The organism is Buttiauxella gaviniae (genome assembly GCF_040786275.1).
Taxonomy (GTDB): Bacteria; Pseudomonadota; Gammaproteobacteria; order Enterobacterales; family Enterobacteriaceae; genus Buttiauxella; species Buttiauxella gaviniae_A.
In genome coordinates this window covers 1029404-1049855 of the sequence record NZ_JBFMVT010000002.1, presented here as the reverse complement: position 1 = coordinate 1049855, position 20452 = coordinate 1029404, and the positions used below count along the sequence as shown (strand labels likewise).

At 46.6% G+C, this 20452-nt stretch carries 14 protein-coding genes; 6 read left to right on the top strand and 8 right to left on the bottom strand.

Features of this window, described 5'->3' with window-relative positions; genetic code table 11:
- Positions 1-1734, bottom strand: coding sequence for a hypothetical protein (locus AB1E22_RS05510; protein WP_367594434.1), 1734 nt, complete (start codon positions 1732-1734; stop codon positions 1-3).
- A 316-nt stretch (positions 1735-2050) separates the two neighbouring features.
- On the opposite strand from AB1E22_RS05510, the gene AB1E22_RS05505 reads away from it, so the two are divergent.
- The 5 genes from AB1E22_RS05505 (at position 2051) to AB1E22_RS05485 (ending at position 8640) form a co-directional block, all read left to right on the top strand.
- Positions 2051-5842, top strand: a complete 3792-nt coding sequence (locus AB1E22_RS05505) for a hypothetical protein (RefSeq protein ID WP_367594433.1) — start codon at positions 2051-2053, stop codon at positions 5840-5842.
- A gap of 89 nt (positions 5843-5931) precedes the next feature.
- Positions 5932-6135, top strand: coding sequence for a hypothetical protein (locus AB1E22_RS05500; RefSeq protein WP_367594432.1), 204 nt, complete (start codon positions 5932-5934; stop codon positions 6133-6135).
- Positions 6135-7133 carry an RHS repeat-associated core domain-containing protein gene (locus AB1E22_RS05495; RefSeq protein WP_367594431.1) on the top strand — a complete coding sequence of 333 codons (999 nt, stop codon included), beginning with the start codon at positions 6135-6137 and terminating at the stop codon, positions 7131-7133. Before AB1E22_RS05500 ends, AB1E22_RS05495 begins: the two co-directional genes overlap by 1 nt.
- Positions 7134-7209: 76 nt before the next feature.
- Positions 7210-8229, top strand: a complete 1020-nt coding sequence (locus AB1E22_RS05490; protein WP_367594430.1) for an RHS repeat-associated core domain-containing protein — start codon at positions 7210-7212, stop codon at positions 8227-8229.
- Between the two features lie 75 nt (positions 8230-8304).
- Positions 8305-8640 (top strand): phage holin family protein, encoded by a 336-nt coding sequence (locus AB1E22_RS05485; RefSeq protein WP_367594429.1) that lies wholly within the window; start codon positions 8305-8307, stop codon positions 8638-8640.
- A 175-nt stretch (positions 8641-8815) separates the two neighbouring features.
- On the opposite strand, the gene AB1E22_RS05480 is transcribed toward AB1E22_RS05485, so the two are convergent.
- From AB1E22_RS05480 to AB1E22_RS05450, 7 genes are all read right to left on the bottom strand, one after another.
- On the bottom strand, positions 8816-9721 hold the full coding sequence (locus tag AB1E22_RS05480; protein WP_367594428.1) for a LysR family transcriptional regulator: 906 nt from the start codon (positions 9719-9721) through the stop codon (positions 8816-8818).
- A 267-nt stretch (positions 9722-9988) separates the two neighbouring features.
- Positions 9989-10423: a winged helix-turn-helix domain-containing protein gene (locus tag AB1E22_RS05475; RefSeq protein ID WP_367594427.1), complete on the bottom strand. Its 435-nt coding sequence runs from the start codon at positions 10421-10423 to the stop codon at positions 9989-9991.
- A gap of 428 nt (positions 10424-10851) precedes the next feature.
- A complete protein-coding gene (gene lapD / locus AB1E22_RS05470) occupies positions 10852-12789 on the bottom strand; it encodes a cyclic di-GMP receptor LapD (RefSeq protein WP_367594426.1) in 1938 nt (645 codons plus the stop codon).
- Between the two features lie 9 nt (positions 12790-12798).
- Positions 12799-13437 (bottom strand): cysteine protease LapG, encoded by a 639-nt coding sequence (gene lapG, locus AB1E22_RS05465; RefSeq protein WP_367594425.1) that lies wholly within the window; start codon positions 13435-13437, stop codon positions 12799-12801.
- A gap of 89 nt (positions 13438-13526) precedes the next feature.
- Positions 13527-14387, bottom strand: coding sequence for a transporter substrate-binding domain-containing protein (locus AB1E22_RS05460; RefSeq protein ID WP_367594424.1), 861 nt, complete (start codon positions 14385-14387; stop codon positions 13527-13529).
- A gap of 1 nt (position 14388) precedes the next feature.
- Positions 14389-15303, bottom strand: a complete 915-nt coding sequence (locus AB1E22_RS05455) for an amino acid ABC transporter substrate-binding protein (RefSeq protein ID WP_367597334.1) — start codon at positions 15301-15303, stop codon at positions 14389-14391.
- On the bottom strand, positions 15293-17488 hold the full coding sequence (locus AB1E22_RS05450) for a putative bifunctional diguanylate cyclase/phosphodiesterase (protein WP_367594423.1): 2196 nt from the start codon (positions 17486-17488) through the stop codon (positions 15293-15295). The genes AB1E22_RS05455 and AB1E22_RS05450 overlap by 11 nt, the downstream gene beginning before the upstream one ends.
- A 751-nt stretch (positions 17489-18239) precedes the next feature.
- Here AB1E22_RS05450 and AB1E22_RS05445 point away from each other — a divergent pair.
- Complete coding sequence (locus AB1E22_RS05445; RefSeq protein WP_367594422.1) at positions 18240-20432, top strand: EAL domain-containing protein; 2193 nt, start codon at positions 18240-18242, stop codon at positions 20430-20432.
- Positions 20433-20452: the final 20 nt, after the last annotated feature.

Here is a 20452-nt window from a genome sequence, read left to right as displayed (position 1 = left end):
TTAACTGGAAAGAGACGGGCTATAAGTTCGCTGATCCCAGGAGATTCTGAACGTTCCGCTATTGCCGAAATTATCATAGACGGTAACACGAGCAGGCTGCGTCTTTTGTGGCCATGAAGTGGTGTGGTGAACGGAGTTATCGACGCTATGTGCCGCTTCCATGGCATAAAGCGTGACTGCACCAGCGACTTTTTTCGGGGAAGCGATCCACGTTATTCTCCCGCAACCTTCTTTAATATCCAGCATATAATGCCAGCCATTCGGTTCATAATTGGTTTCTTTCTGACAATCATGACCAGAGGTATGAGCAAAACCGAACTGTTTCATATCTTCAGGAACTTCAACACCCCAGGCGACAATATGCCCGCCGTGGTCTGGAGTATAATCAAGAAGAGACTGAACATAGGTCTGCGTGGAATGTTTATCAGGATAACCAAACATCCCAATTTTATCGCTGGTATTATAAGGTGCGTAATGAGCTCGATCGTCTACGACGGTTTTTTCGCTCAGGAATTTCACCTCAGAATTACCCACGTTGGGTTTTATTAATACCTGTTTATTTCTGACAGTCCCATTATCCTGTACTTTGCTTTTCCCTTTCCAGCTATTCGGGTGATAGGTATAGTGAACACTACTATCGAGCGTGGTCCACCCTTTATCAACAATCTGCAAATTTGAAGCATCGGAGTAATCTATTTTCTCCAGGAAAGTTAAAGAAACTTTAGACGTCGTATAGGACTCCCATTGTCCAGTAGAGGTAATCGCTGTAGTAATACAGGCAAAGCCAGGGATATTCAGACGCACTGCAACCTCTTTGCCAGGACTCGCCGTGTAACTGGAAATATAAGCAGGAATATTGCAAATACCGTTGTCCACTGAAGACATTATACGTTTCGCGTAGGTATAACTGATCGGGTTTCCCCATTCACTGGCCGAAAACGAATAGCAAACGCCTTTTGTTCCGTCAAAAGAAAGCACATCATCATTATTATGTGCATTGACAAGTTCTATTCTCGGCGTCGGGTAATGTTTATTTTTCTCAATATAAAAATCACTGGCAAACAGATTTAGATAGTGACCTTGTGCATCGGCAGCAGCTACCGAAATGATAACAGGTACTTGATTACGGCCGTTTGCATAAATCGTCGATTTTGCCCCTGAGCTGTCAGCAAATGAAATAGCGAGGCTCGAGATGTTTTTACAGACATCCCAGACGTTTGAAATCCCTGTGACGGAAAGATAACACTCCGGATACACGCCTTTAGCGCGATCTTTAGCTGTGCTCGATTGCCCGTGGCCAGGAACGTCAACCTGTACTGCAATGTTAATTAAATCAAATGGGGTTCCATTTGGTGCGATATAAACCTCACATTCTACATCACCCGTTTCTTTAGCTGTGCCAAAGATATTATAAATATTTGGAGCCGATACTTTCTCTGTCAATACTGACCGGTAATCATGCATATCAGCCTGCTGATACAACGTCCATGAACTATTGTCCTGATAGAACGTGCCGTTACTTTCATAGACACAAAGCCTGGCGATAGCTTTTAAATCAGCTGATGTTATTGGCAATATTTTGCCAGTTTTATCCACCGCCCTGGCTCTGACCTTTACGGTCAATTGTGTGACTTTTGAACTGGAATAATTCGCAAAGGCAGTTTGTGCATCATTATATTTAAAGAAAATATCCAGCTTTTCAAAGTGGTCAAAGTTAGCCCATATATTAGCCATAATCATAATCCTTTTCGATTGAGTTTCGCGCCACCGAAATTGGTGACAACGGTGTGGATAATAAAGGGTCAGGAAACTCAAGCAACTCATTGCGCATCAAATATACTCAGGTTGTTATTGTTTTATATCATCACCAGTTGTTTTTGTGATTATTAAAAATAGAAATTGATAACATGATGCAGGATGACGTGATTAATTTCATGATGCCTTTATTATTCATCTTTGTAACGATAGTTATGATTATCAAAAGCAGACCGACAATCCTTAATGGATAGCGGTTATTACAATGACGTTATTAAAGATGAAGGAATTAATCATGAGTAAGAATTACTATACGCAAACCAATAATTTTATGAGCGCAGTAAACGATGAAGTCGATCCGCGTACCGGTCTTTATAGTGCGAGCCTGAGCCTGGGAAGTATTATCGCTAATAATGGTAATGGGCCTGAAATCCCTTTTACTATTAGTTATTCTCCAACTTCAGAAACGAATATTGGTTTTGGTATCGGTTTTACTACCGGGATGACAATGTACGATAGCCAGAATAAACGCGTGACGCTTAATACTGGTGAACATTATGTCGTTAACGAAAATGGCAATACGATCAATATTAAGCAGATGAAACTGAAAACTTTTGTCATGACGAAAACGTCTTCAGGTTATCAGGTGGTCCATAAAAGTGGTGTGACCGAAATTCTCGGGCTGGTGTGCCAGAATCTCTATTTACCAGTAAAAATCATCGGTACATTTGGCCATTATCTGACACTCACATGGGATGGTAGTCACGGCACCCCGCGCTTAATGAAAATTGTCGATATGGACAATGAAGTGCATTGTTCCGTGGAATATCTGGCAAATACCATTTTCCATTTCACGCCGAATAATAGCGAAAAGTATAACGTTACGCTGACAACGCAGAATAACTTCCTGACCGCGCTCACCCATTCCAGCGCAGACATCACCTTAACCTGGAACCTGACGTATACCTCCGGCTTGATGAGCAACCCGATCCTGACGGGGATGACCACGCCAATGGGGCTTAAAAAGTCTGTGTCATATCAGAAGGACTTGATGAAATTCCCGGCATCATCAGGCCAGAAAGCACTTCCTGCGGTGGTCACTTACTCTATTCAACCGGGTATGGGGCAACCTGATCTGGTGCGTACGTATTCCTACAGTAGCAATAACTATCTGGGATATGGTGGCAGCGCGGTCTGGAGCGCAGACAGCGATTTCACCTATTCGCTGCCGGTCACTTATACCTATGAAAGTACTGAAAAAGTGGTGGATACCACTTCATCGGTCTCCCTTTCCACACGCCGTGTTTATAACCATTACCATTTAATGACGCTGTCGGAAGAAAAGCAGGGTGGTGAAAATAAACAGACCGCAATGACCTATTACGAAGATTCAGGTAAAGGGTTCGACATGCAGCCAGCGCAGCTGCAATGCCTGAAAAAACAGGTGATTACCTGGATTAATAGCGGGTCAAAAAAATATTCTGAAACGACCACTACGGAATATGACACCCACGGCAATTTGACAAAGCAAGTCGATCCCAGCGGCGCAATGACCGAGATAATTTATTACCCGGCAGCCGGCGAAACTCAGGCAACGGCGGAAGTCGGCTGCCCTGCAGATCCACACGGTTTTGTGCGTTTTGAGAAAAGCCGCAAAATCACTCCCGCACTTACCAGTTTCGCCACTCCCGTCACGCTGACTTACAGTAAATTCGACCAGGTAGCGACCCTCGACCGCACCAGTTCGCCCTACCATATTGTGCCGGTGAAAATGACCCGTCTGCATGACGGCGTTAGCCATCTGGTTCGTGAGATAACGTATCACGTCACCTCTTCAGACAAAGTGAGCTATGGCCGGATTAAAAACGCGCAAATTCGTGTAGGCAGCACCCAGCAAACCACCTCTGAAAATGCGTTTACCTACGTTAAATCCGGTGATTCGCTGATTCATACCCGCACCTTCTCAGGCCACGATGCCACAAAGCAAACCACCATCAGAGAGCATTCCCGCTTCACCAATAAATTGCGCTCATTTATCAATACGCAGGGAGTGAAAACAGCCCTGACCTACGATTCACTGGGGCGTCTTATTCGCCGTGTCATCAACCCGGATAACAGTTTCAGAAACGAACTGGCTATCGCTTATGCGATTAAAACCAGCGGCGGTATGGCAAGTGAAATCACGACCACCTACACCGACAGCGAAGGGAATGCGCACCGTAAAAACTTTGACCGCATGGGGCGTGTGCTCACGGAATGGATCAATGACAAAGAGAATAGCGCCAGCGCGTTCTATCAGATTAAAGAGCACCTTTATGATGCGGCAAGTCGTCTGATCAAAACGCAGGATATTGATTACAAAAAACCAGGCGACGTCAGTTCCAGAATGACGATGGCGCAGAATGCGCTATTTGACAGTTGGGGGCAGAACTACATGAACGTCCTGAGTTCCGGCCAGCAGCATCAGCAGCAATTCGATCCAATTACCCGTGAAAAAACGGAACAGTTGCAGGTGACCAGCGGCAATATGCTCAAGCTGGCTCGACAAAACACGCTTTATAACAAACTCAATCTGCCTGAAAAAATCACCAAAGCTACAGCCAGTGGCGTACAGGCTGCGATGCAGCAACTGCGTCACGATGGCCTTGGGCGTGTGCGTGAACATGTGGATACTAAAAATAATGTCACGCATTACACCTGGGACGCTTTTGGCCGCGTGCTCACCCAGACACTGCCTGACGGCACCGTGGTGACAAAAACCTACGACGCAAACTCAACCGATAAACTGATCACCTCTATTTCCGTCACCCCTAAGGGCGGGAAAGCCATTGTGATGGGAACCCAAACCTTCGATGGTCTGGGCCGCTTGACCTCCAGCACCAGCGGCGGGCGAACCCAAACTTATACCTACACCGGCTCATGCACTTCCCCTGCAACCGTCCGTGACAACATGAAAAATCAGCTCACTTATTCGTATATTGCCGAGCTTGATGATGCTGTTGCTTCGGTGAAAAGTAGCGGCGGTGATATCGATCAACGTTTTGTTTACGCCACGCAAACGGGAAAAATGCTTGAGGCGCATCAGGCAAAAGGCCAGAGCAAAACCATGAGCTGGTGGCCAACCGGAGAACTTGAGCAAGAAACGTTCATCATGCCAGGTAAAAAGACGCACACAGCAAGCTATGCATGGACGCTACAGGGCCAGCCGTTGAAATACATTGATGTGGCGGGCAACGTGCAAACCCTGGATTACGACGGCTTTGGGCGGGTTATCACCATCAGCGATCCGCAGGTGACGGTACATTTATCCTATGATGCAGCCGGGCGAGTGAGCTCGCAAAATGCCGTGGCGAAAGACGGGAGCAGCTTGCTGACCACGCTGACCTGGGATGATTTTAATCGGGAAATTAAACGGGTCATTTCCCCTTCCGGCGGTAAAGCGTTGACCATCGTTCAAACATTTACGGCCGACGATCTTGTGGCCACACGCCAGCTTTCTGATGGCAGCACTGTCATCCGATCGGAGACGTTTACCTATGATATTCGTAACCGACTGACAAAGTACGAATGCAGCGGCAGTGAGCCGACAGTAGACGGTTACGGCCAACCGGTGAAATCGCAGACCTTTATCCTTGATGCCTTGAGTAACATCACCCAGTGCGTCACCGTTATTGCTGGCGGAGGTACCGATACCGCAACGTATCTGTTTACCAATCCACAGGATCCGACCCAGCTCAGCGAAGTGAAACACACTCTCACCTCCTGCTATCCAGCCCATATTGTCCTCGAATATGACAGCAATGGCCGCATGACGCGCGACGAAGCAGGGCGAATGCTCAGCTATGACTCGCTTGGGCGACTGACCAGTGTCCGGGACACCAGCAACAAACCGCTCAGTACCTATCACTACGACGCACTCAACACATTGGTGATGCAATCGCTGGTCGATGATGACCGTCAACTGTTCTACACCGGCACACGGCTGGTGAATGAAGCGTGCAGTAAAACTCAGAAAATCACTCGATTTATTCCGGGAAATAGCGGTAGCGCAGCGGTCAGCGAAGACAGCTTCGTCACTCAGGGATAAAGGCCAGGTAAAGTCATTTATTTCATTAAGTTAATTACGCATTCGTTGTAAAGCGGATGCGTAACTTACAATTTTTAAGGAAGAAGATAATGTTGAAATTAACAGGCAATCTCCTCAGTGGTACCCCCCTGTGCGCCTTGCATGAGGGGAATACCACCCGTTTTAACTATTCACCGTGGGGTAGCACCGACCAGAAAAATAGCGGCCTGCTGGGGTTTAACGGCCAGCGCCATGATCCTTTAACTGGAGTGAATCATCTGGGTAATGGCTATCGTGCTTACAGCCGGTTCTGATGCGCTTCACCTGTCCCGACAGCTTTAGCCCCTTCGGTAAAGGGGGGATCAACCCTTACGTTTATTGTGAGTCAGACCCGATCAATCACACCGATCCGACAGGCCATTTTTTCCTGATTGCCTTTTTTGCCTCATTGTTTAGTTCACTGGCTACCGCCGCGATTGATGCAGTGGGGACGGCCGTGGCGGCTATCGGCGTGGAAACAGGCGTTGCGGCGGGTGTGGCGACCGGTGCGGAAGCCGGCGCAGCGGTCGCGGCGACAGAAGTTGCCGCTGCCTCTTCTGTCGCCAGCACATCGGCGGCCTTTGGCGGCGTGGGAACCGCCCTCAGCACCGGTGCCACTGCGGCGGCAGTTGTGGCAGGGACCGCTGCGGAAATGTCGGTCATCCCGGCTTCCGCTAGTGCTACGTTAGGCGTTGTTAACGCCGCCATCGGTACGGCTATTCAGGTCTCGAGTATGACCGTGGGGCAAATGGCCATTGGGCTTGGAGTGGAGTATGGCGGTCTGGCTGCCTCTTTCTACACCAAACTAGGCAGAAAAGTGGCGGAAAATAACGCCATTGCCGCAGCCGAAATGGCCGTCTCCGATAACTATTCCCTTGAGCAGCTTTTGTCCGCTCAGGCTGCCTATGGGCCGGTGGAAAGTACCACGCTTTATTCGACAGGCATTAACTACGCTAATTCAGGCAGCTTGCTAAACAGCAACCGGACGCTAACTTCCGTACAGAAGCCTGACACTGGAAATTCAGCAGGCGTGCAAGGCACACCTGCGCGACGAACCTTCCTTCAATCGATGGGGTACCACCCTTCCAGATTGCAGGCCAATACAGACGTGCAAGGGTTAAATCAGGCCGCGTCATCGGATAAGTCAGCTGAAAAAGAGAGTAATAACGGGATGATTATGGGAGCGAGCATTTTTGGCATGAATAATCGCACTCTGCATCAACAATCCTATAAATCGGCTTACTTTAAAAAGACCCCGCAGGCTGAACAATAACCTGTTTCCCAGAGAGGGCATTACGTCGGTTTAACCCGCGTAATATTTAATCGTTCATTTTTAAAGGAATATCAAAATGTCATTACAACTTATTGGCTCCGGCTCAACCGGTAGCACTCTGCTAAATTTAAATGGAAAAGTATCACAAACTTTCAGTTACGGTGCCTGTGGTGGGACCAATAATCTGCAAGCTAATCTGCTGGGTTTTAACGGCGAACGCCGCGATCCAACAACCGGAACGACGCATTTAGGTAATGGTTATCGTGCTTACAGTCCGGTATTAATGCGCTTTACCTGTCCCGATAGCTTTAGCCCTTTTGGAGAAGGGGGCATCAATGCTTATGTCTATTGTGAAGGCGACCCTGTAAATAATGTTGACCCGAGCGGCCACGCATTGTTTAAGAAAGTACTCACTGCGATTGATACGGTTTTTGATACCGTTCAGGAAATTGGCAGCACACCAAAAGTTACTCACGGTAAAGGACGAAATATCGGCGCAATGGAAGCGCAATCGGCTACCGCCGATGCAGTCCAGGCTCCAGAAGAAATGCTTAAAAGGAATAAAGTTTCTGCACTTCGTCATGTCGATGAGGTGGCATCGGAAACGAGTGCCGCAGATAACCTGGCGTTGCCTAAAATGGAAGCTGCGTCCACTTCTCAGGATATTGTGCCGAAACGCAGTATCGTGGCTGTAGATAATCCAGATCTTGCACGCAGAGATATTTTAGCCGCCTGTATACCGGATAATTACCATGGTGATTCAATTTATATTCAGGGCGTCAGCACCGTTAATCAGATATTGAAAAACGCTAAAATCGGATTGAGTGAATCTGCTTTTGAGAGCATTTCTGAAAATATCCGACTCGTTAATACCGGTGGACGAACGGAATCTGCTGCCTCACTTCGTGAATTTAGGGTATTTGCGCGGGATGCACTGACGTCGCTCAGGGCCGGTGAATACAAGAATGCTGGCGTGACCGCTGCCGGTTCTGCAATTAATCTGGCCGGGGGCACTCTGTTCTTACCTCTTTTTGACCGGGCAAAATTCCCAATTTGGCAACGCGCCCTTTATGATGCTATGGATTTCATTCAGTAATTTTCACATCGGCTTTCACTATTGAAAGCCGAACTCTCTTTCCCCGCACTTTAATCACTCATAAGGAAATACAGAATGAGCGTAACAGAAGGTGCCAATAATATATTGTTGATGAATCATGAAATAATATTTTCCATTTTACTGATGTCAGCCTGGGGGGGCATTGTTCGGTACATCATGCTGAGAGTAAACTACAGTTTCATGCAGGATATTATTAACTGTATTATGCAGATAATCGTTTCCTGCTTCTGCGGAGCGATGCTGAGTATTATTCTTATCAACAGAAGTATCAATGATAATAGAGTATTGATTCTTGCCGGGTTAGGAGGCGTTTTTTCTGGACCCATTCTGAATGTTTTAGGAAAGAAACTTGCTGACTGGGTTGAAAACACTCCGCCAAGAAATAGATAGTTCCCCTACAATATTGACGATCCTGAAATATCATTATTTCTAAATAAGATATGACATACCTGAAGCGTGAAATACGCTGCTGGTATGTCATATTAAAATGGCGAGTTTAAATGTTAGTCAGTTTTCTTGATTAACATGAATGAAGAGATTAATTATTAAATATAGGTTTATGAGGCTAGATATTCCACTTGATGATTTCGCTAATCGGTTTATCTCTCGTCTCGTCGAGTAGATAGTTAACATATAGCGGAGGACAAATAATCTTTATTTCGGCAGGTAACTCAAATTCAGCAAGATGATACTGGCGATGATGAATAAAATAATGTGCGATTTTCCGCGGTAAGATCGCCAGCATATCACTGTGCTCCAGTGCATTAATCAGCCCGTTAATGGTTGATGAAATATAGGCCGTTCTGATTTTGCCAGGGAAAGGAGTGTCGATATAAATCTGGCCGCCGAAAGGCGTTTTCGCAGGCCCTAGAAGCGGATGGCAATAGCAGGCGTGAGGATAGGTGAAATAGTGCGTTAACGTAAATGCCTGTTGAGTGGTCAGCATACTGTGTGCGCTACAAACCACCACAAAATCATCCAGCACGGTCAATTTTTTAGTCACCACCTTTTCATGATGCAAAAACGTATTACTGACGAGGATATCAATATTCTTATGCAAAAAACGTTGAATCACGTCATCATGGTCGCTGTTACCATAACTTGAGAATTCAATATTTTCATTTTTTTCAATAATAAAGTAAGGTTCCAGAATATCCGGACATATTACCTTCAGCGTTGAATTTCCCGGGTGCATCACTTCTTTATTTCTGACCACATTCTCAATAATGAAAATTGCCTTTGAAAAGGAATGATGGATCTCAAGTGCTGCACTGGTGGGTTTAAGGCCATTTACCGTGCGGTAGAACAGATCGCCACCAAAATGTTGCCTTAATTTTTTAAGCGATGAGCTCACGGCAGAAACGGAAATATTGAGATTAGTCGCGGCCCTGGACAAGTTTCCTGAGACGATGACTTCGTTCATTGTTTTGATCAAATTATAATCAAACTCTTTTGTTTTGCTGCCAGTCATTTCTTACCTCATTATACAAAATAATAGCAGTATAATTAGAAAAAATGGGTTATGAAAACCAATAAGACATTCAACTTCTGTTATAACTCCCAATGGGAATCGGTAATGCTAATGAGTTTGATATATTGGCATGTATATTTAATCAGCCATAAACAAAAGCTTCGCTTTTGCTAATTCTTAATGACGATTACCCCGTGTGCTATTGAGCATCACAAAAAACATTTTTTCCAATTCGTTGCCTGAAATGCTATCAATATGAGGCGGTATCTAAGTAAACACAGCAAGTCCTGCGGTCATCAGCATAAAAACAGCAATAAAAATAATATAAGATAGGGTTTTTTTGAACCGGGTTTTACCTGGCTTGTCGCAGAGAACTTCAATTAAGGACTCTTTATTGACTGCAACCCCCAACTTTGGAACGGTCAGAAATAAGTCATCGATGCCAATTGTTTTAAGATCCCGCCTGATTAAATATAAGGCCTGTGTCAGGCTGGCATCACTGGTGAAAGGGCTTTTTTCACCCCAAAGCACCTGCGATACACTATGCTTAGAAATGATTTCATCTTCCGCATGCGAAAGTATATAAGACAGGCATTGCGCGCGCATAAAGGTGAGCTTTAACTTTTTATTGCTATACAGTTTCTTTATTTCTTTGGTCGAATCATTAAACACGTATTTATTATCAATGCGAAAAATAGCCATAGTATTTATATCCAGATCCATTAATAGGGGTTGTCTGAATATCAAGATTATATTAAGTGGTTTTTTTTACTATAAAAATATGGCGCATTGACTTTCTAATTATAGACTCTGTGACTCAGTCATAAAAATTACATGTCATTTTTGTCTGGCAGGAAGTCATTTTTACTTTCAGCTAAATGAGGAAAACCCATGTTTGTATGGAATCATACAAATAATAATATCGAGAGAGTTTATATATTAGCGTCATAAATATAAATGATTTTTGCGGAAAAATTATTCCTGAGGGTATGTGTCGGGTGGTGCTGTGGTAAGAAATTGACCCCACTCCAGCCCTCCCCTGACAAGGGGAGGGAGCTTGGTTCTACTCCTCCCCCTGGAAAGGGGGAGGCTGGGAGGGGGTCATTTCAGTTGAATCAAAACTTCTCACATCAAAACGGCGCAGGTTCACCCAACAACTGACCCATCGCCCCATAAATTCCCACTTCCTGCAGAACGCGCAATTCACCTTCGGTTTCAACGCGTTCGGCGATCAACGGCAAATCAATGTTGTTGGTGGCGTTATGCAGCACATCGATAAATAGACGCTTATCATTTTCGACATCAATATGGCGGATATAGCTGGAGTCGATTTTCAGGTAAGCCAGACCCCACTGCGAGAAGTGGCCGATCATATCGAAGCGGCTACCGAAGTGTTGCAGACCCAGGCGACAGCCATACTGATTGAGCGATTTAACAAACACTTCCATCTGTTCTGGCTCTGGCAGTTGATTCTCATCCAGCTCCAGAATTAACCGGCTGGCGAGCTGCGGGTGCATTTTCAATGGAGTAAGCAACTGCTTAATGGTCACTTCATTGGCAAGCGAATGACCAGACAAACTGAGCGCCAACGAACCTGAATAGGTTTTCAACTGTTTCAGCGTCAGGCTCAACATCACCTGATCGAGGCGATGGCTCCAGCCAAATCGGTGAATCCACGGCAAGAAACGGCCCGCCGTAATGCTGTTCCCGTCTTCATCAACGATGCGCGACAGTACTTTGTAATGAATGATTTTTTGCGGATTTTTACAGTCCACGACCGGCTGGAAGAATAGCTGGAACAGCTCTTTATTCAGCGCGTTCTCAAGACGGTTAAACCACAGATGCTGGTCTTCTGCCGCAGCGCTGTCAGGCACGGGCACATCGTTAGTTTGGTGTGTGGTACGCGTTTCTGCTTCCATCAAGGCGCGGTCCGCCTGAACGATAAGCGCGTGCGGAGCATCGCCGGAGCTAAACGGAACCATGCCGGTGTGTGCGACAGGGTTAATGTCGGACATGCCGGTGGCGTAAAACGCGGAAAGCTGCTGGGTCAGGGAGTGTTGCAGATTCAACATTTCGTTGTGCGTCACACCCGGGCAGAGCAGGGCGAACTCGCCCCCGCGAATACGGGCCACGATGCTGTCGGCGCTGGCATACTGATTTTTCGCCACGGTCATCATGTCGGCGACGTGTTTTAACAGGTTATCGGTATGCGGGCCGCCAAAGCGTTGGTTCAAACCACCCAAATCCTGAATACGTAGCAACAGCAAATAGCCCGGCGCGGTTTCTTCATCGCTCAGGCGAGTCTGCATCTGCAAATCGAAGGCGCGGCGGTTAGCAATCCCGGTCTGGCTGTCGAGATAAGCTTCGTTGTGGAGGCGTTCACTGTGCTCGGCCTGGTCTTCAAACAGCGATTTCAGCTTGGTGACCATCAGGTTCATGGCTTCAACCACGCGGCGCAGCTCAGGGGTTTTCGGCAAGTCCATTTGGGTCAGATATTCACGGCGCGTAATGGCCTGGGACTGCTTCACCATATAATTGAGCGGACGAAGCTGACGGCGTAACAGTAAGGCACCTGCCAGAATACAGATTACCCCACAGGCCATCATCCATAGCAGATTTGCCAGGGTGCTTTCCCATAAGCGCTTAATCGCAAAGACCGGATTACTGACGACTTCAACCCGCGCCGCCTGCTGCCAGCCACGCATAATCGTCGCTTCACCGGCCTGCGGGGAGACATTCACCAGTTTTACAAACCAGTGAGGCACTTCAGGAATAGCGGAGGCGGCGGTGCGCTCAAGAATCGTTTTGCCGTTGGACTGATCGATCACGCGAATCGCGTCGTAATAACCGCTATCAAAAATAGAGCTGACCATCAGCTCAATCATCGCCGGATCGTCAACATGCGGCGTTAACGACAAGCCCAATGCGGTTGCCGCATCCTGCGCATGAGAAAGAAGCTGGTTATTGTATTGCTCGCGAGAACTTTCGAGATTAACAATAAAACTACCGCTGAAAATGATCAGCATAAAAAGAAAGATAGCTATAAGAAGCTGTTTGAAAAGAGACACAGGCTTATCCTATTCATCAATCGGGAAACCTTCTTCCCGCATTTTTTTCAATACATCCTGCCAGCGAGAAAGGCGCTTACTATCCCCGACACGTTTATTATTCTGACTTCCTGGCAACCACAGACCGCTATCGTTAAAGGAGTAAACAGGCATTAAGTCAGAGCGCTGCGTTGCAGGCGAGAGACTGTCTGTCAAACTGTCCAGTACAATAGGAATGGCGTCGGGTGTTGCATACCAGGTTAATACCATATGCGCCCGGTTAAGGCGTAAGGCTTTAACGTAGGTAATACGCAGCTTTTCTCCTGAAACACCTAATTGACGTAGTGTGAAATATTTGGCGATTGCGTAATCTTCACAATCTGCCTCCCCTTTTCGCAGCGACTCTATCGGTGTTGCCCAGTAATCAACCGCATTCCAGATATCAATATCTTCGCGATAGTGCAGCTTTTGGTTAAAAAAGCGGTTTACCGCGTTTAATTGTGCGTTTTCACTTTGATTGCGCTGTTGGAGTAACAGTTGCTGCCAGTCATTGATCCGGTTTTCGCCGTCGCGACTTGCAGGGCCATAAAGCGCATCGGCCCGTTGTTGAATGGTGGTGAAGTCCCAGGCCGCACGTAATGAACTCCCCGCCAGGAGTAATATCAGCACGCCAGAAACAATGAGGCACCGGGATAATCGGGTTTGCAAAAATTTGCTTACAGGGTTCAATGACACGTCCGATTGATAAGAAGCGTTATTTAGTTGTTATGCATCTTTTTTACCGCGATCTTCTGTCCCAACCACTTGTTTGTCATTTGAGTATTTACTGGCGACTCAAAGATATTCTCAAGCGTTTTGTTGATAAAAGCGACAAATAGCGGGTCCTGTTTTCTCATCATAATCGCATATTTCATTTTCTCACCCACCACTTCTTTGGAAACGGTGAAACCTTCAGGATGAGGACTGCGGTTTATCATGGGGTAAGCCAGAATATCATCTAACAAAATGGCGGCGGTACGGTGCTGAACCATCATATCAAAGGCATCCTGCACTGTATCTGAAGTCACAATCGAAAGGTTGAGATGTTTCTCACGATTAACTTTATTCACCTCTAACAAATCTTTAGAACCGCGCGGCACGCTCACGGCATGGCCCTTTAAATCATTAAGCGTTTGAATATTATTTTTACGCAGAGAAATGACGCGCATATTGGCGACATAATAGTCGATTGAGAAAGAGACGCTGTTTTTTCTTTCGGGCGCATCGGTATTAACGCTACAGTCCATATCGATTTTATTGCTGTTTAGCGCATTGATCCGCTGGGAAAAAATAACCGGAATATAATGAATCGCCAGTTTTTTTAAGCCGAGCGTCAGGCGTAGCTCTTCAGCAATCATGTTACACACGGTGATGGTGTAACCGGTGATTTTGCCATCCTGATCTTTATAGGAAAAGGGATCGAGCTGGCGATAACCAATGTTTAAGGTACCGCTTGATTTAATGTGTTCAAACGTCGGCGAAACCGGCGTGGCGCGCAGCGAGTACGACATCATAATCAGGGATAACAGCGCCAACGACCTGAATAAAAGCATGATTTTGCAGTTAAATGACTTTTTCATCTTAGTACGCATAATTCGATGTAGATGTAATCAGTGCTTTGAGACTCGCCGACATAGGAAGATTAAGATTAACGGCTTTCGGCGGGATCGGAGACTGGAACCACCGCTGGTAAAGCGCCACGAAATCTTTGCTGGTGAGAATCGCCTGCATCGTCACATCAAGGAAACTTTTAAATTCGCTGTCTTCAAGCGGGAGTAAAAAACCTGCCGGAATCGGCGGGCTTAACGCATCTTTAGAAATTTCCAGTTCATCGGGCTTGGGTGAAAGTACCGCCATGCCTCGCAGAATAGCTGCGCTGGAAATCAACGCGGGTAATTCACCGGCCTGGACTTCTTCGAATGCCGATTTGTTATTGTTATCGAGCTCGATATTTAAATTGAGATCGTCCTTTTTATTAATGTTATGGACTTGCTCAACATAAAGCGTACCGCTTTTGACTAATACACTGTGCCCGGCCAAATCTTCGATGGTGTCGATATTGTTATTTTTGCGCGTGATAAAACGTGTACTGGAGAAGAAGTAGGGCAGGGAGAACTCGGCTTTTTGATGGCGCAGGTCTGAATAAAATGCAGGAATGCACATCATATCGGCGACATGATTTTTGATTAAAACAAACTGAGAGGCAGTGCTGCTTTTGATCCAGCGAACTTTAAGGTCTTTGACCTTCAGTTTAGTTTTAATCGCATCCACGACTTTCTTGCAAATATCGATGGAATAACCGGCCGGTTGTTGGGCTTCTACATAGGAAAACGGGAAAGCATCATCCTGGTAGCCGAGGGTAATGGTCTTGGTTTCGGCTATTTTCTCAAGGGTTTTTTTGCTGTGTGTACCGTGCGCCAGGCACGGCGTACTTGCCAAAAACATCAGCAGAAAAGCCACGCATGAGATTTTGCTAACCAAAGCGTTACGTAACATCACAGACTTCCCCGTCTTTGACTTTATTGCCAAATGTTGGCTCCAGATCTTTTTCTGGCAACGGTCGGCTGTAGTAGTAGCCCTGTACATTTTGACAAGAGATACGACGCAAAATCGTGCGCTGTTGATCGGTTTCAACCCCTTCGGCGGTAACGCTCATGCCATATTTTTGCGCAAACTGAATAAGCATCACCACCAGATATTGGCTGGCACTTTCTTGCTCCAGTTTCATAATCAGCGTGCGCGCGATTTTAATTCGCGTGAACGGGTAAATCAGCAGGTAATCCAGCGCGGCGTAACCGGTGCCCAGGTCATCCATTGCAATAGAGATGCCCATTTCACGAATTTTATTAAAGACCGGCAGCGCTATCGACTGATCCAGTTTTTCCGATTCAGTCACTTCAATTTCCAGACGATTTGCCGCAAGCCCGCTCTGTTTTAGGGCATCAACAATAATATCAATCAGGCCTGGGCCATGTAATTGATAAGCCGAAACGTTAACCGCGACTTTGATTGATTCCGGCCATTTGGCGGCAGCCATACAAGACTCACGAATAATCCACTCACCCAAACGAATAATCAGCCCGGACTCTTCGGCAATATTAATAAAGTAGTCAGGGTAGATCAGACCCTTGCTCGGATGATTCCAGCGAATAAGGGATTCGTAGCCGCAAACCGTTTCATTTTCCAGGTCGATAATTGGCTGGTAGTGCAGCACAAACTCGTTGTTATCAATGCCGTTGATGATTTCCTGGTTAACGAACACGCTGTTGGTGTGCTTCATCATCATGCCATCTTCAAAGAAGTGGTAGCAGCCGCGTCCGCTGTGTTTTGAAGCATACAGTGCCAGGTCGGCATTAATCATCAGCGTGGTGGCGCTATTGCCCTGTGAAGGGGCGGTAACAATCCCCACGCTACAGCTGATGGCGAATGAATGTGTGCCGTAGGTGAAGGGAATACTTAACGCCCGCACAATTTTCTGCGACAGCGCAGCCGCTTCCTGGCAGTTGTCAGACTTCACGCTTTGCAAAATCGCAAATTCGTCCCCGCCTAAACGTGCTGCAAAATCCATCGGGCCTAACAGGAGTGAAAGACGCTGGGCGACGCCGATCAGCACCTCATCCCCCGCCGTGTGGCCGAAGGTATCATTCACCGGCTTAAAGTTATCGAGATCGATAAGCAGCAGGTTGAATAGCTGCCCGTTCTGATTCACTTCGCGGATGCACTTATCCAGCGCCTGGCTAAACGAGGCGCGGTTCGGGAAACCGGTGAGGGAGTCATGGTGCGCCATGTATTCCATTTTTTGCGACATATCCTGCATACGTTGCAGGTAATCACGCTCCACCATCGCGACACGGAGTTTTTCAATGGCGGCGGCAAGCTTGCCGATTTCATCATCCTGATCTAAATACGGGGTAATCAAGTCAGTTTGTTCATGCGCAATGCGCGTCAAAGAGTTAATCAGCAGCGGAACCGGGCGGAACAGGCGGCGCATAAACAGCGTCACCAGCGCGAGTGTGCCGAGCAAAATCAACGTCAGAATCACCAGGGTTTTCTTGAGCATCGCGTCATACGCGGCGTAGAGCTGGCTCTTGTCACCGATACTGCTGATTAAACTTCCTAAGATTTCACCTGATGGAGAAAGGATAGGAACGGCGCTAATGAAACACTCTTTGCCGTTTATCGCTGCGAAGCCAATGTAATAATTCACCAGGACATCGGTCGCTTTTTCACCTTTGAAGTGAATTTTGGCTTCGGGCGCTTCGGAATTATTGCTGATGCCCTGGAAACCTTTTTCCGGGGTATAGAGGAAAAGCCACGTTGGGTTACGGGTTTGAACCGAGGTCAGAGCCAAAACGTCGACGGGGTTATAGCCCGTTTGAATAACGGAATCCGGATCGCCCAATTTATGTTCTGAGACGATACGGGTGATCTGCCCGGTTGGGCTGGTTCCTACGGCAACGTTGGTGTAAACGTTACGGACGATATACGTCATGATCTGAGCATTCGCTTCAGCCTGGTGCACCCATTGTTGATACGAGAAGCTGTCTATTAGGCCCCAACCGGCACACGCACCTGCACCAAATGCAACAAGAATACCCGCCAGTAAAAACTGGGTGATTTTCCCTGCAATAGAATGGTGCCAACCTTTTACGCTTTTAAGCGAGAAAAAACTTTTAGCCACAGATTGTTGGTTTCCTGAAGAATACGAATGATTCATGAATTAAAAAAATTAACTCAATGCGATATATTGTCTGGCTGTTGCGTTTATGTGAGTTTTTTTATGAAGAGTGTCAGACGTTGTGTCAACAATGATAAACGATTGTGTAACATTGTTGATGCTAAAATAAATAAAGGCGAAAATACGCGGCGGGACTATAGATAACCCTGGGGGGCAAGTCAACGATAAAAAATGCACACTAAACGCTAATTAATTGAATGATTGATTCTCTTTAACGTTCCAGTTAAATAAAGACGTTTAATGCTGATGAATATTGTCCTTCAATCTACAGTGTGGAATTTGTTAGAGTCACTGTTTGTTTTGGTTATTTCCATCAAAAACATGTGGTTGTGATTTTATTTTGATTCATTAAAAGCTATTTCATAGGTCATTAAACTGTCCATTTTTACCTATAAATGGCAGTTCTTTTTTGCTCGAAAAATGAATACAATTAAAAATGATTTGAGAATGCTTATGAATTTGTCGTTTATTTGTCATTAAATTTATTAAAAACAATCAATGGTATTTGTTAATTAATTGTTTGTGTTTATACCCCTACAAAAAAAAGGTGCGTTATTTTTTACGGTAGGTATAAATGTTAATTAATTACGCTATTTGTTTTATTTATTAATCTCTGCGGCATGATGCTGCCCCTTTACTCAGACACTCACCCAGCCACTTAAATAGCACACAGCATACTTAACAGGTTAAATACTTGAACTCTTCAGCGAGCACCAGCGCAGCGTATACCAATAAAAAGTGGGGTTTACCGCTGATTCTCCCGTGCCTGCTGTACATGCTGGCGCAGTTGCTCAGCAGTCATCGCGTTTTCGATGACCAAATCCTTGTGGTTTATGACCTGCGATTAGCGGCGCTCTCTGCATTGCTGGTGTTGTTTGGCTACAGAGCGGTTTCCGGCTTTTTTCTTCTCGCCATCTTCACGCTGTTATTGCGCCCGGAAGCCGAAGCGTATGAGCTGTTTTGCTACCTGACTGCGGCGCTAATCAGCCACTCTCTTTATTTCCGTTACACCGGATGGCGCAGTGCCGCAAGTTTTGGGCGCATCCAGCTCACCACCAAAAGAATCCTTTGGCTGTGCGTCTGTAATACGCTGTTAAGCATCGCTTTTAAGGAAATGGTTTACTGGTTTACTGAAATTAATTTCCAGCCGGGCAAGATTTTACCGGACATTTTCTGCGCCGATACTTTGTTGAGAATTCAAGGGGTAATGAACGGCTGCGTCACCGGTATTCCTCTCTTTTATACCGTGTTGCGCATCATCTCCCGCCCTAAATATGCTTTAACCTGTTTCAGGACGATGAGATCCCAGTTTTCAGGAAACGTGGGCTTACTCGGCTTTATCGTCTGGTCACTGCTGCTGCTGACGCTGATGGTGTGCCTGAACATTCCTGACCAGAGCAATATCTTCTTCACCTTCTATAGCCTGATGCTGATTTTCCCGCTCATGCTGTGGAGTGCGGTGCGCATTGGCTATGTGTTTACCTGCCCGGTCTGGACGATAATGATGATCGTGCTGGCGAAGAACAACGCCAATTACATCGCATTAACCGATGATTTTCTGCTCCACCAGATGCTGGTATCCACGGCCATATTTATCTTCACGCTGACCATTGTCATCATGGGCGTGCTCGCCAGGTTCAACACCCTGCGTTTTGAACAGCTTCTGAATATGGGCCTGACCGACCCGATGACCAATATGCCCAATCTGCGGGCGCTGAAGGCGGATATTAAAGCCTCCCCTGACTCCACGGTGTGCCTGATTCAGGTGCCTGAGATGGAACTGTTTTCCCGCCGTTACGGCCTGCATTTTCGCGCCAGATACCAGAAGAAGCTGGCCGAAAACCTGCGCGAAAAACTCAATAGCGACGAGAAGGTTTACTACCATGCGGGCTTCGGGCTGTTGTTAAAACTTGAACAGCCGACGTGGGGGCGACTGAGCATTCTCTATAAAGCGGCCAATACGTTTCGCTATACCCATAACAATCAGCAGCTCGGGTTTCGCAGCGGCCTCGGATACTGCCGCGCCACTCAATTTTGCAATGACGTTTATAGCCTGACCGGCAAACTGGGGATCGTTTCCGGGCTTTCGCTGGTGAACGGCAAGCCTGAAAACCTCGAAGCACAGTCCAGCCGCATGCTCGAGAGCCATATCGTTGGCCGGACAGACATTCGTACGGTATTGCAAAAAACGCTTGATAACGACGCCTTTGTCTTAATGGCGCAGCCCATCGTCAGCACCCGTGGCGAAGAGCGTTATCACGAAATACTGCTCCGTATGCTCGATGAAGAGGGGCGCTTTATTCCCCCTGACCGCTTCCTGCCGGTGGCAACCGATGCGGGGCTTGCACCTGATATCGATCTTTGGGTGATTAAAAACACCTTAAAAAATATGCAGGAATATCCGGAGCGCAGTTTCTCTATCAACCTGGCGCCGGTTACGGTTTGCCGTGCCAGTTTTGTTCACAACGTTCAGTTACTGCTTACCCAGTTTGGCGTCGATCCGCATCGCATCATCTTTGAAATTACCGAAGCGGATGCGCTGTCAGATACCGAACAATCTCAGAATACGGTGCGCGCCCTGAAAAGCCTGGGATGCCGTGTGGCGATCGATGACTTTGGCACCGGCTTTTCAAGCCATGCCCGGTTAAGAGACGTGAGCGCGGATATTCTCAAAATAGACGGCTCGTTTATTCGGGAAATTACCGAGAACGAAGTCAGTCATTACATCGTTGAATCGTTCTGCCATGTTGCAAAAATGAAAAATATGCAGGTGGTCGCCGAGTATGTTGAAAACGAAAAAATTCAACGCTGTCTGGAAAGAATGAACGTGGACTGGCTTCAGGGTTATCACACCGGGAAGCCGGTGCCATTACTGACGTTGGTATGACATCGCTGAGAAAAATACCC

What these genes read in the sequence shown, in the direction of transcription:
- AB1E22_RS05510 (WP_367594434.1), bottom strand. Translation starts at nt 1,734, where the DNA reads ATGGCTAATATATGGGCTAACTTTGACCACTTTGAAAAGCTGGATATT.
- AB1E22_RS05505 (WP_367594433.1), top strand. Translation starts at nt 2,051, where the DNA reads ATGAGTAAGAATTACTATACGCAAACCAATAATTTTATGAGCGCAGTA.
- AB1E22_RS05500 (WP_367594432.1), top strand. Translation starts at nt 5,932, where the DNA reads ATGTTGAAATTAACAGGCAATCTCCTCAGTGGTACCCCCCTGTGCGCC.
- AB1E22_RS05495 (WP_367594431.1), top strand. Translation starts at nt 6,135, where the DNA reads ATGCGCTTCACCTGTCCCGACAGCTTTAGCCCCTTCGGTAAAGGGGGG.
- AB1E22_RS05490 (WP_367594430.1), top strand. Translation starts at nt 7,210, where the DNA reads ATGTCATTACAACTTATTGGCTCCGGCTCAACCGGTAGCACTCTGCTA.
- AB1E22_RS05485 (WP_367594429.1), top strand. Translation starts at nt 8,305, where the DNA reads ATGAGCGTAACAGAAGGTGCCAATAATATATTGTTGATGAATCATGAA.
- AB1E22_RS05480 (WP_367594428.1), bottom strand. Translation starts at nt 9,721, where the DNA reads ATGACTGGCAGCAAAACAAAAGAGTTTGATTATAATTTGATCAAAACA.
- AB1E22_RS05475 (WP_367594427.1), bottom strand. Translation starts at nt 10,423, where the DNA reads ATGGCTATTTTTCGCATTGATAATAAATACGTGTTTAATGATTCGACC.
- AB1E22_RS05460 (WP_367594424.1), bottom strand. Translation starts at nt 14,387, where the DNA reads ATGAAAAAGTCATTTAACTGCAAAATCATGCTTTTATTCAGGTCGTTG.
- AB1E22_RS05455 (WP_367597334.1), bottom strand. Translation starts at nt 15,303, where the DNA reads ATGTTACGTAACGCTTTGGTTAGCAAAATCTCATGCGTGGCTTTTCTG.